This is a genomic window from Xenorhabdus bovienii (assembly GCF_024721015.1).
Taxonomy (GTDB): Bacteria; Pseudomonadota; Gammaproteobacteria; order Enterobacterales; family Enterobacteriaceae; genus Xenorhabdus; species Xenorhabdus bovienii.
On record NZ_JANAIF010000012.1, the window covers coordinates 45,915 to 58,910 of the forward strand.

Annotated in this window: 8 protein-coding genes and 1 pseudogene; all 9 read left to right on the forward strand. The window is 49.1% G+C overall.

Annotated elements, in window-relative coordinates; genetic code table 11:
• The first annotated feature begins 38 nt into the window (after positions 1-38).
• The 9 genes and pseudogenes from NXS07_RS05430 to NXS07_RS05465 all read left to right on the forward strand — a co-directional run bounded on the left by NXS07_RS05430 (position 39) and on the right by NXS07_RS05465 (position 12,907).
• Entirely contained in the window at positions 39-431 is a 393-nt protein-coding gene (locus tag NXS07_RS05430; RefSeq protein WP_258086334.1) for a hypothetical protein, read from the forward strand.
• Positions 320-4,621 (forward strand): neuraminidase-like domain-containing protein, encoded by a 4,302-nt coding sequence (locus NXS07_RS05435; RefSeq protein ID WP_258086318.1) that lies wholly within the window; start codon positions 320-322, stop codon positions 4,619-4,621. The genes NXS07_RS05430 and NXS07_RS05435 overlap by 112 nt, the downstream gene beginning before the upstream one ends.
• Before the next feature lie 43 nt (positions 4,622-4,664).
• A pseudogene (locus NXS07_RS22175) lies at positions 4,665-4,748 on the forward strand (hypothetical protein); the annotation flags it as partial.
• A 126-nt stretch (positions 4,749-4,874) separates the two neighbouring features.
• Positions 4,875-5,414 (forward strand): hypothetical protein, encoded by a 540-nt coding sequence (locus NXS07_RS05440; RefSeq protein ID WP_438818374.1) that lies wholly within the window; start codon positions 4,875-4,877, stop codon positions 5,412-5,414.
• Positions 5,415-5,635: 221 nt separating this feature from the next.
• Positions 5,636-6,514 carry a hypothetical protein gene (locus NXS07_RS05445; protein WP_258086320.1) on the forward strand — a complete coding sequence of 293 codons (879 nt, stop codon included), beginning with the start codon at positions 5,636-5,638 and terminating at the stop codon, positions 6,512-6,514.
• Positions 6,515-6,549: 35 nt separating this feature from the next.
• A complete protein-coding gene (locus NXS07_RS05450; protein ID WP_258086321.1) occupies positions 6,550-9,450 on the forward strand; it encodes a toxin TcdB middle/C-terminal domain-containing protein in 2,901 nt (966 codons plus the stop codon).
• Between the two features lie 50 nt (positions 9,451-9,500).
• A complete protein-coding gene (locus tag NXS07_RS05455) occupies positions 9,501-10,034 on the forward strand; it encodes a hypothetical protein (protein WP_258086322.1) in 534 nt (177 codons plus the stop codon).
• 45 nt (positions 10,035-10,079) lie between these two features.
• Complete coding sequence (locus NXS07_RS05460) at positions 10,080-10,688, forward strand: hypothetical protein (protein ID WP_258086323.1); 609 nt, start codon at positions 10,080-10,082, stop codon at positions 10,686-10,688.
• Between the two features lie 218 nt (positions 10,689-10,906).
• Positions 10,907-12,907, forward strand: coding sequence for a neuraminidase-like domain-containing protein (locus NXS07_RS05465; protein ID WP_258086324.1), 2,001 nt, complete (start codon positions 10,907-10,909; stop codon positions 12,905-12,907).
• Positions 12,908-12,996: the final 89 nt, after the last annotated feature.

A 12,996-nucleotide genomic window follows, 5' to 3' on the forward strand; every position in this document is an offset into this window, starting at 1 on the left:
AGCCAAGTTCTCTATTTTATAAAATAATTGGGGTTATTATGTACAGTGCGGATGTATTACTGAACAAAATCAGTCCTACTCGCGACGGTAGGACGATGACTCTCGCAGACCTTCAGCACCTTTCCTTCAGTGAACTGAGAAAAACATTTGATGACCAACTTAGTTGGGGTGAAAGCCATTATCTCTATCGTGAAACTGTTGAACAAAAAAACGTCATCGTCTGCTGGAAGCCCGTATTTTCACCCGCGCCAACCCGCAATTATCCGGCGCTATCCGTCGGGGTATTGAACGAGACAGCGCTTCACGCAGTTACGATGAAATGTTCGGCTCCCGCTCTTCTTCCTTTGTCAACTCGGGCTCCGTGGCCTCCATGTTCTCACCGGCCGGCTATCTCACGGAGTTGTACCGTGAGGCGAAAGATCTGCATTTGACAAGCTCTGCTTATCATCTTGATAGTCGCCGCCCGGATTTGGCTGACCTGACGCTGAGTCAGAATAACATGGACTCGGAAATCTCCACCCTGGCACTGTCTAATGAACTGTTGCTGGCGCATATTACCCGTCAGACCGAAAGTGACGCGGAAGCACTGATGGAGAGCCTGTCGACTTACCGCCAGGCCATTGACACGCCTTACCATCAGCCTTATGAGACGATCCGTCAGGTCATTATGGCGCATGACCGTACCCTGTCAGCGCTGTCCCGTAACCCAGACGTCATGGGGCAGGCGGAAGGGGCTTCATTGCTGGCTATTCTGGCCAATATCTCACCGGAACTTTATAACATCCTGACCGAGGAAATTACGGAAAAAAATGCTGATGCGTTATTTGCGAAAAACTTCGGTGAAAATATCACGCCCGAGAATTTTGCATCACTATCATGGATAGCCCGGCATTATGGCCTTGAACTTTCTGACGTGCAGAAATATCTCGGGATGTTTCAGAACAACTTTTCTGACAACGCCTCTGTTTACGTTGATAATATTTCAACGGGGCTGGTGACAGACCGTGAAGGTAAACTCGAGGTTTACAAAATAACCCGAATTCCTGGCGGGGATTATACTAAGCACCTGAACTTTTGGGATCTGCTCTATCAAGGTGACAACAATTTCGTTATCAGAGCTAGCTTTAAAAAAAGTGGGGGCGCTCTCACAATCCGTAAAAGTAACGTGGGAACGACCAACGGTAGCAAGGTCATAGGTTCTATCTCTGCACCAACCGATGCGAATACAGTTTATCAAAGTGGCGTGTTGTCACCGCTTACCGCTAATGAGTTGAAAAAGGGGGCAACAATATTTGATTTTAATCGCAGCGGCAATGGACAGATTGGGTGGACTGCTGTCTTTACTTTCGAAAGTTATCCTCTGAGCATTTTCGCCCTCAAACTGAATAAAGCCATTCGTTTGTGCCTGGCTAGCGGACTTTCACCGAATGAACTGCAAACTCTCGTACTCAGTGATAATTCACAGGGCATCATCAACGACTCGGTTCTGACCCGAGTTTTCTATACGTTGTTTTACAGTCACTCTTATGCTCTGAGCTTTGATGACGCGCTGGTGCTGAGCGGAGCCATCATCAATCAGTATGTCGACGACGACAGCGTCAGTCACTTTAACCGTCTCTTTAACACCCCTGCGCTGAGTGGGAAAATCTTTGAAGCTGACGGCAGCACGGTCAGCATTGACCCGGGTGAGGAGCAAGCGACCTTTGCCCGTTCGGCCCTAATGCGGGGCTTGGGCGTTAATAGCGGTGAACTGTATCAACTAGCTAAACTGGCTGGTGTGATGGACATAAAAAATAACATCACCCTTTCTGTTTCTGTTATCTCCTCACTTTATCGCCTGAAATTACTGGCCAGTGTCCATCAGCTAAAGGTCAATGAACTGTGTATGCTTTATGGCTTTTCGCCGTTCTGGGGCAAAACAACAGCGTCTCTGTCTTCTAAGGAGCTATCGCGGCTGGTTATCTGGCTGTATCAGATGACGCAATGGTTGGTTGAGGCGGGGATCTCCACGGAAGCGCTTTGGTTGTTATGCACCCCAGAGTTTAGCGGGAATATCTCCCCGGAAATCAGTAACCTGCTGAATACCCTCCGGCCCCGTATTAATGAGGAGATGGCGCAGAGTGGCGACCGGGAACTGCAGGCTGAAATTCTCGCGCCGTTTATTGCCGCTACGTTGCATCTGGCGTCACCGGATATGGCGCGTTATATCCTGTTATGGACAGATAATTTGCGCCCGGGCGGCCTGAATATTGCCGGATTTATGATGCTGGTGCTGAAAGAGACACTGAGTGACGATGAAACGACCCAACTGGTGCAGTTCTGTCATGTGATGGCGCAACTGTCGCTTTCCGTGCAGATGCTGCGCCTCAGTGAAGCGGAGCTGTCCATACTGGTCATCTCTGGCTTCACCGTGCTGGAAACAAAAAATCAGCCTGCCGGACAGCACAATATTGATACCCTGTTATCACTTTACCGATTCCACCAGTGGATTAACACACTGGGCCACCTCAGCTCTGACACGCTGGATATGCTGCGCCAACAGACGTTGACGGCTGACAGACTGGCTTCGGTGATGGGTCTGGATATCAGTATGGTGACACAAGCGATGGCCTGCGCCGGCGTGAGTCGCCTTCAATGCTGGCAGGATATTGACACCGTGCTGCAGTGGATAGATGTGGCATCAGAACTGCACACCATGCCGTCGGTTATCCGGACGCTGGTGAATATCCGTTACGTGACCGTACCGAACAAGGCAGCGCCGGATCTGCCTTCCTGGGAGGAGTGGCAGACCCTGGCAGAAAATATGGAAGCCGGGCTCAGTACACAACAAGCTCAGGCGCTGGCAGATCATACCGCAGAGCGCCTGAGTAGCGTGCTGTGCCATTGGTTTCTGGTGAATATCCCGCCTGAAGGAGTGTTCCTGCAAAGCCGGGATGACCTGTACAGCTACTTTCTGATTGATAATCAGGTTTCCGCAGCGGTGAAAACCACCCGGCTGGCGGAGGCCATTGCCGGTATTCAACTCTATGTCAACCGGACACTGAACCGGATAGAACCCAATGCCCGTGCTGATGTGTCAACCCGTCAGTTCTTTACCGACTGGGCGATGAATAACCGTTACAGCACCTGGGGCGGGGTATCGCGGCTGGTCTATTATCCGGAAAACTACCTTGACCCGACCCAGCGTATCGGGCAGACCCGGATGATGGATGAACTGCTCGAAAACATCAGCCAGAGCAAGCTTAGCCGGGATACGGTGGAGGAGGCCTTTAAAACCTACCTGACCCGCTTTAAAACCTACCTGACCCGCTTTGAAACTGTGGCGGATCTGAAAGTCGTCAGCGCCTATCACGATAACGTCAACAGTGACACCGGGCTGACCTGGTTTGTCGGGCAAACGCGGGAAAATCTGCCGGAGTACTACTGGCGTAACGTGGATATCTCACGCATGCAGGCGGGTAAACTGGCGGCCAATGCCTGGAAAGAGTGGACGAAGATTGATACCGCACTCAATCCCTACGGGGATGCGGTGCGTCCGGTGATGTTCAGGGAGCGCCTGCACCTTATCTGGGTGGAAAAAGAGGAAGTCGCGAAAAATGGCACCGATCCGGTGGAAACTTATGACCGTTTTACGCTGAAACTGGCATTTTTACGTCATGACGGCAGTTGGAGTGCCCCCTGGTCTTACGATATCACGGCTCAGGTGAAGGCAGTCACCGACGATCAGCCTGATGTTGAACGATTGGGGTTGGCGGCTTCAGGCTTTCAGGGCGAGGATACGTTGCTGGTATTTGTGTACAAGACTGGGGAGAGTTACAACGATTTTGGCGACAGCAACAAAGAGGTAGAGGGACTATTTGTATATGCGGATGGCACCTGCAACCCAATGAATGCGAAGCAGTTGAATCGCTATTCCTTGATAAAGAATACTTTCGATATTATCTCTTCGGATAGGGGGCATATTGTTAAACGCGCCAATTATAAATTTGCTCAAGATTATGATATTCCTAGCTCTTTAGCACTGGACTCCGCTCCCAGTCAAAATTCATTTATCGCTATAGATAATGCATTGATACCGCAAATATCTCACGTCCATTCAAGTGAAGACTTGATTATTACGCTGAATAATCCGGGATTTACTCTAAATTATCGAGCAAATGATGATCTAAGACGCCATCAATTAATTGCAATGAAAGTTTGTGGCAAGCCAGATCACACATTTATTTTGGCGGATAAGGTAAGTAAATATCTTCCTTTTCCAAAGATGTACGGGCCAATTCCAGTTTATAACACAACAAATAATACCATTGGAGTCGCACAAAACTCTCCTTTTTATCTTGGGGGAGAAGACAACTACATAGCCTTGAATTCAGACAGTTCCAGAGAGTTTTTATTTCCTATTAACTCTTTTGAGAATACAACAAACTTTCACGTTGGCTCAAATCGCCAAGAAAAATTTAAAAAGTGCGAGACCACTTCTTATGTCTTACGTCTCCGGAGTTACCTCTACTGGCCTATGTTTATGTCGCAATCGAAAGGGTGGTATTATTTTGATTCGAACATAGATGCAAAAAACATCTTCTTTTCTGTAAGAAAATCCACAAAAAAATCAAGTCTTTAATGCCAAGGATGCAGCCAATAACCTTCCGAAACCCAGCTTTGAAGGAATGAATTACGTATTTAATCCTGTTATTTTGAATGCGTCAGATCTAACCTTTATTAACAATATAGAGTCCATAGATGTCTATTTTGAAATTAAAGATAACGATGGAAAGAGTATTGGAAAGGCGAGTTCTACGCTGACGATAAAAAAAGTAGATTACTCTCAAAACAATATTCTTCACCTATATAACACTGATGCTGGTGTTCAGTATATGCAGCTCGGAGTTTATCGCATTCGCCTTAATACCCTGCTGGCACTTCAACTGGTGTCCAGAGCGAATATCGGCATTGATACCATCTTGACCATGGCGACGCAGCAGCTGCCGGAGCCGCAGTTGGGTAAAGGCTTCTACGCCACGTTCACCCTGCCGCCTTACAACCCGGCGACGCATGGTACCAGTCTGGCGTTCCAGCTTAACCTTAAACATGTGGTTGATGATAATGCGCACATAATTTATTCGGGGTTGCTGCAGGATACCGAGCTTGCGGTTCGGCTCTTTATTCCCCTGGATGATAAACCCCTGAGGTCATACGTTGCCAAGGTGTTTTTAACCACTCAGAAGAATCCCAATGACGGTACATGGAACGGACCACACTTTACGGATGATAGCGGTAAAATAGGTATCCATGACAGTTCGAATGTCAGTATGTTCGCTGGGGTACAACCCCATAACGGTATCACCACTGAACCACTGGATTTTAACGGGCCTGTGCACTCTATTACTGGGAGCTGTTCTACTACACCCCGATGATGTGCTTCCAGCGTCTGTTACAGGTACAGGAAAAACAATTCGACGACGCCACCAAATGGATGAACTACGTCTACAATCCCGCGGGCTATATCGTTGACGGGGAAATCACTCCCTGGACCTGGAATTGCCGACCGTTGGAAGAGACCACCTCCTGGCATGCCAATCCGCTGGACGCAATTGACCCGGATGCTGTCGCCCAAAGTGACCCGACGCACTACAAAGTGGCCACCTTTATGCGCCTGCTGGATCAGCTTATTCTGCGCGGCGATATGGCCTATCGCGAACTGACCCGTGATGCACTGAATGAAGCGAAAATGTGGTATGTGCGCACTCTGGAATTGCTCGGTGACGAACCGGAGGATTACGGCAGCAGCCAGTGGGCGGCACCGTCCCTTTCTGTTGCAGCCAGCCAGACTGTGCAGGCGGTTTATCAACAGGATCTTGCTGCGCTGGACCGTGGAGACGTTTCCACGCAGTCCCAGCCCCGTACCGCTAATTCTCTGGTCGGGCTGTTCCTGCCGGAATATAACCCGGCGCTCACTGATTACTGGAAAACCCTGCGCCTGCGTCTGTTTAACCTGCGCAACAACCTTTCCATTGACGGGCAGCCGTTATCGCTGGCGATCTACGCCGAACCCACCGATCCGAAAGCGCTGCTCACCAGCATGGTACAGGCGTCTCAGGGCGGCAGTGTATTGCCGACAGGCACTTTGGCGCTATATCGCTTCCCGGTCATGCTGGAGCGGGCCCGCAATCTGGTGGCGCAATTGACCCAGTTCGGGGCTTCTCTGCTCAGTATGGCAGAGCATGATGATGCCGATGAACTCACCACACTGTTACTGCAGCAGGGCATGGAGCTGGCGACACAGAGCATCCGCATTCAGCAACGGACAGTAGACGAAGTGGATGCCGATATTACCGTATTGGCAGAGAGCCGGCGCAGTGCGCAGAACCGTCTGGAGAAATACCAGCAGCTGTATGACGAGGACATCAACCACGGAGAGCAGCGGGCCATGTCGCTGTTAGATTCGGCGGCAGGTCAATCCCTGGCCGGTCACCGTTGCCATCTATTCCGGTTCAGCAGGACAGTGCCATGCTGATCGATTTCAACGGCGACGGTCGGCTGGACTAGGTAGTGACCTCTGCCGGACTCCGGGGTTACCACACGATGACGCCGGAGGGGGAGTGGACGCCATTTATCCCGCTGTCTTCCATCTCGGTGGAATACTTTCATCCGCAAGCGCAATTGGCAGACATCACCGGCTCGGGGTTACCCGATCTTGCACTGATTGGTCCCCATAGTGTGCGGTTCTGGGCAGATACCCCGGGGGGATGGGATAAAGCCCAGGATGTGGGCTATCAGGGGAGTATTCCGCTGCCGATCCCGGGACGGGATGCGCGCAAATTGGTGGCATTCAGTGATATGACGGGTTCCGGGCAGCCGCATCTGGTGGAAGTCTCTGCTGACGGTGTTCGCTGTTGGCCAAATCTGGGTCGGGGACGCTTCGGTGAACCGTTGACACTGCCGGGTTTTCGAATTACCGGGGAAGCTTTTAACCCCAATCGATTGTATATGGCGGATATGGACGGCTCCGGTACCACTGACCTGATTTATGTCCACAGTACTTATCTGGAGCTCTATATCAATGAAAGTGGCAACCGATTTTCAGAACCGTTGCGCATTGACCTGCCGACCGGGGCACGTTTTGATGATACCTGCCGGCTACAGATTGCGGACACCCAAGGGCTTGGCGTTACCGCTATTATTCTGACTGTGCCACATATCGCTGTACAGCACTGGCGTCTGGAGGTGACGGCACATAAACCCTGGCTGTTGAATGCGGTCAACAACAATATGGGGGCTGACACCGCATTATATTATCGCAGTTCTGCCCAATTCTGGCTGGATGAAAAACAGCAGGCGACAGAGGAAGGGCGTAAGGTCGCCAGTTACCTGCCATTTCCGGTACATCTCTTGTGGCGCACAGAAGTACGGGATGAGATCACGGGAAACCGGCTATCCAGCCGTTGCGATTATGCCCATGGTGCCTGGGATGGCCGGGAACGGGAATATCGTGGTTTCGGGCGGGTCACGCAAACGGATACAGATGAACGGGCGTGTGCGACCCGGGGTACACAGACTGAAACATTGGCACCTTCCCGCACCGTCAGCTGGTTTGCCACGGGGATATCTGAGGTGGACGGTTTGCTGCCGCGCGAATACTGGCAAGGGGATGAACAGGCTTTTGCGGGCTTTACACCCCGTTTTACCCGCTACGACACCCCCACAGGCAGTGAGGTCACCATCATCCCGAATGAAGAGGAAATGTACTGGTTGAGCCGGGCGCTGAAGAGGATGCCGTTACGCAGTGAAATATATGGGGATGACGATACAGAACTGGCGGGGACGCCCTATTCTGTCAGCGAGTCACGTCCTCAGATCCGCCTGCTTGCGGGAATGATGGCAGAGGCGCCTTCAGCATGGCCCTCAATGCTGGAATCGCGAAGTTATCAATATGAGCGCATTGCAGCAGATCCACAGTACAGTCAGCAGATTGTTCTGAAAAGTGATACATTAGGCTTTCCCACGGATATTCTGAGTATCGCTTATCCCCGGCGCCAGAAACCCGCAATGTCACCCTATCCGGATACCTTGCCGGAAACGCTGTTTGACAGCGGTTATGATGACCAGCAAATGTTGTTGCGCCTGACTCGTCAGCGCTACGAATATCATCATGTGATTGACGAAACATTATGGCTATTGGGACTGCCAGCGGTGTCGCGCAGTGATACCCGGGTATTATCTCAGAACGTCGTGCCTGACGGCGGATTATCACTGGAAGGGTTCAGTACGGTCTTTGGCACTCCCGGTGCCGGACAACTGCCTAACACAGAAGATGACTATCTGGGGCATGTGACAGTGAACTATACCGGTGCTGGTGGTAAACCGGATTTTCCTCCTCTAGTTGCTTACACCGAAACCGCTGAATTTAATAAGGCCTCGTTAAAAGCCTTTGAGGGGATCATGAGTCCGGATGAGCTGCAAAAAGAGCTTGAAAACGCGGGCTGGCAGTCTGTTCCGGTGCCTTTACAGGACAACGGGGGATTTAATGTCTGGGTGGGACGTCAGGGTTACACCGATTTTGCGGGAGCAGAAGGGTTTTATCGGCCACTGGCACAGCGTCAGACACTGATGACCGGCAAAAATCTTACCGGTTGGGATACGCATTTCTGCGCGGTGATCCGGGAGCAGAGTGCCACGGGGTCGGTTGCGTATGCCCAATATGACTATCGTTTTAACGTGGCCAATAGGGTAACGGATGCGAACGATAATATTTCTACTTCCACGTTTGATGCGCTGGGAAGAGTGACCAGCGTAAGATTTTGTGGACTGGAAGCAGGGGTGATGCAGGGATACACCCCCCTGAGCTGGATGCCGCGGGTAACACCAGAAACGACAGAATTTAAAAACGTATCCCCCGAAGATAATCGCATGGGTCGGCTCGCCCTGAGACGTTATCTGCGCCGAAATTCCGCCGCGAGTTTTAGCTCAAATTCCTGCCTTCCACCCCATACGCTGAATATTTCAACGGACAGATATGACCGTGATCCAGAACAACAACTCCGCCAGAGCCTCTCTTTCAGTGATGGTTTCGGAAGAACGCTACAAACCGCCGCCAGACATGAAGCAGGGCAAGCATGGCAGTTGAGTGATGACGGTACGATTATCGCAGATGAAGCCGGATTACCCATCAATGAACACACTGATTTCAGGTGGGTGGTATCCGGGAGGACAGAATATGACGGCAAAGGCCAACCTGTACGTACATACCTGCCTTACTTTCTGAATAACTGGCGATATGTCAAAGATGATAGTGTACGTCGCGATCTCTTCGCTGATACAAGCTGTTATGACCCGCTGGGCCGTGTCTGGCAAGTGGTGACTGCGGCGGGTTATCTGCGCCGGACGTTAATGACTCCCTGGTTTGTTGTCAGTGAAGATGAAAACGACACGGCCGCAGAAGTGAGCCAATAGCACATGTACTAGCCACCGAGATATCGGGAAACATTTTTCAGGAGTCATCAATGTCACAGACATTATATTCAGGAACCCCGTCCGTAGTTGTCATGGATAACCGTGGCCTAAACGTCAGAACTGTTCAATATTACCGGCATCCGGATACGCTGGATCTGACCGATGAACGTATTTCTTTTAGTCAGTATACCCAAGCCGGTTTTCCGGCGCGGATCTTTTCACCCCGTCAACATGATTTATGGAAAAACGACAACCGCATAAAACCCGACAGAGCCAGTATACAAAGCCTGAGTGGTATGGCTCTCCGGACAGAAGGAGCCGATGACGGCGTTGCCGCGGCATTAAATGATATTGCCGGGCGGCCGGTGATCAGTATTGATGCGATGGGGGTAAAACGGCGATATTTATATGAGGCGCATCATCTGGCCGGGCGACTGCTGAGTATTTCTGAACAGGCGTCAGGGCAGGAACCCAGTATTGTTGAACGCTTTATCTGGTCAGGAAATAGTCAGCAAGAAAAGGCCTATAACCTGATTGGAGCCTGTGCATCCCGCTACGATACGGCAGGACGTGAAGCATGCTAGGGCATATCTTTACTGGGAAGTCCGATAAGAATAACCCGACAGCTATTGCCAGATGATATGGACGCTAACTGGCAGGGAAACACGCCCAATGATTGGAATGCGCCATTGTCCGGAGACAGTTTTACCACTCGGATGACGACGGATGTCACCGGGGCGATGCTGACACAAACGGATGCGATGGGAAATCAGCAGCGTCAGGAATACGACCGGGCCGGTCAGGTAAAAAGGAGTTGGCTGACGCCTGTACGGGGAGAAGAAAAAAATATAATGACCTCTCTGACCTATTCAGCGGCAGGACAAGTATTAAGCCAAAGAGAGGGTAATGGGATTGTCACTACCAATCTGTATGAACAGAAAACCCAGCGACTGTCTGCAAGTCGCGTTGAACGGTTATCCGATCATCCATCCGGCGCCGCAATTTTACAGAATTTTCATTATCTCTATGATCCGGTAGGAAATGTTGTCAGCGTTTATGATCATGCGCAGGCTGTACGGTACTGGCGTAACCAGAAAATTTCGCCGGAAAGTCAATATACCTATGATTCGTTTTATCAGCTTGTTAGCGCCACGGGGCGGGAAATGTCAACGATTTCTGGCTCAATTTGTCCTTCGGTAAGAAAAACACCAATCAACAGTATAAGAATGATCAACTAATAACATTGGTAAATGATGGCAATAACACGGCAAAAGCAAGGTTGATTAAGCGAACCCGCAAAGATTACTACGATTCACGTTTAAATTACGCAGAGCTTATTCCGGTAAAAGGAAATGAGTACAAATATAATTTCAGCATAAAAAAAACAGAGCATGACTGTATAGATTTTCGCCTTCAAAATGGAGATGACGAATATGTATATCGAGATACAAATTTCGTGCCTATTGCTAATACCCATTACAGCATTCCCATCAAACTGACGACAGAACAAGTTATCAATGGCATAACACTTCGTTTATGGCGAGTTAATCCAGATCCTTGGAAACCTATCAATGCCAACACATTCTTCAAAATGGTGGAATTCCCCGGCGATATATTTCTATTGAAATTGAACAAAGCCATTCGTTTGTATAAAGCGATGGGAATAGCTCCAGAAGATATCTGGCAGGTGGTAGAAAGTATTAATGATGATTTAACCATTGATAGCAATGTGCTGGGTAAGTTGTTTTATGTCCAATATTATATGCAACACTATAATATTAACGTAAGTGATGCGCTGGTATTGTGTAATTCTAATATTAGTCAATACCCCACTAAGCAGCAAGCCAGCCAGTTCACAACGCTGTTCAATACACCGTTACTGAATGGACAAGAGTTTTCTGCCGATAATACCGAACTGGATTTAACCCCTGGTGCATCAGAAAACCATTTTCACTTGGGGGTAATGAAACGTGCTTTCAGAGTTAATGATACCGAGCTGTATACTCTATGGAAACTGGTCAACAAGGGAACAAATTCGGCATTTATTTGTTCAATGAAGAACCTGTCAGTCCTTTATCGCGTCCACCTACTGGCAGAAATTCATAATCTGACGGTGAATGAATTCTCCATGCTGTTGTCCGTTTCCCCATATGCAGACAAGAAAATTGCCGATTTCTCCGATACAGAATTAACCCAATTAATCAGTTTTCTGTTTCAATGCACACAGTGGCTGGCAACACAAAAGTGGTCAGTCAGTGATGTATTTCTTATGACCACAGACAATTACAGCACTATCCTCACTCCGGACATTGAAAACCTGATCACGACTGGACTATCGACACCTTCACTCGGTAGTGACGAACTTATCCGTGCTGCTGCACCGCTTATTGCTGCCAGCATTCAATTGGATTCAGCCAAGACAGCGGAAGCTATCCTGCTATGGATTAATCAGATAAAACCTCAAGGGCTGACATTTGATAATTTCATGATCCTTGTTACCAAAAATGATCGCTCAGAGAATGAAACTCAAAAAATGGTAGCCTTTTGTCAAGTACTGGGGCAACTTTCGCTGATTGTGCGCAATATTGGACTAAGCGAAAATGAATTGACACTGTTGGTCACAAAACCGGAGCGGTTTCAATTAGAAACAACGGTACTACAGCATGATCTTCTCACACTTCAAGCGTTGACTCGTTTCCACACTGTAATAATGCGTTGTGGAAGCTATGCCACAGAAATTTTAACTGCATTAGACATGGGGAGACTCACAGCCGAGCAGTTGGCTATAGCTCTAAAATTTGATGTTCAGGAAATAGCTCAGGCATTGCAACAGGCTGGTTCGGGAGAAAGCATTTTTACCAATTGGAAAACAATGGATGCAACTCTGCAATGGCTGGATGTAGCCACCACGCTGGGCATCACTCCGGATGGCGTTGCAGCACTCATAAAACTAAAATATGCCGGTGAACCTGAAACACCTCTGCCAACTTTTGATGACTGGCAAGCAGCCAGTATTTTGTTGCAGGCAGGTCTGAACAATCAACAATCCAATTACCTTCAGGCGCTGTTGGATGAAGCAACGGCTACAGCGGTCAGTGCTTACTATATCAATAATGGCGCACCTCAACAGATTCAGAGCCGGGATGAGTTATACAGCTATCTACTGATTGACAACCAAGTTTCTGCCAAAGTGAAAACTACCCGTGTGGCAGAGGCAATTGCCAGCATTCAACTGTATGTCAATCGGGCGTTGAATAATGTTGAAAGTAAAGTATCAAAACAAGTGAAAGCCCGTCAGTTCTTCTGCGACTGGGAAACCTATAATCGACGTTACAGCACTTGGGCCGGAGTGTCTGAACTGGTCTATTACCCGGAAAACTATATCGATCCCACGATGCGTATTGGTCAGACGGGTATGATGATAACCTGTTACAACAGCTTTCTCAAAGCCAATTAAACACTGATATCGTCGAAGACGGTTTCAAAAATTATCTGACTGCATTTGAAAATGTCGCTAATTTACAGGTCATTAGTGGATACCATGAC

Coding starts and splice junctions, on each gene's coding strand:
- NXS07_RS05430 (WP_258086334.1), top strand. CDS start 39: ATGTACAGTGCGGATGTATTACTGAACAAAATCAGTCCTACTCGCGAC.
- NXS07_RS05435 (WP_258086318.1), top strand. CDS start 320: ATGTTCGGCTCCCGCTCTTCTTCCTTTGTCAACTCGGGCTCCGTGGCC.
- NXS07_RS05440 (WP_438818374.1), top strand. CDS start 4,875: ATGCAGCTCGGAGTTTATCGCATTCGCCTTAATACCCTGCTGGCACTT.
- NXS07_RS05455 (WP_258086322.1), top strand. CDS start 9,501: ATGTCACAGACATTATATTCAGGAACCCCGTCCGTAGTTGTCATGGAT.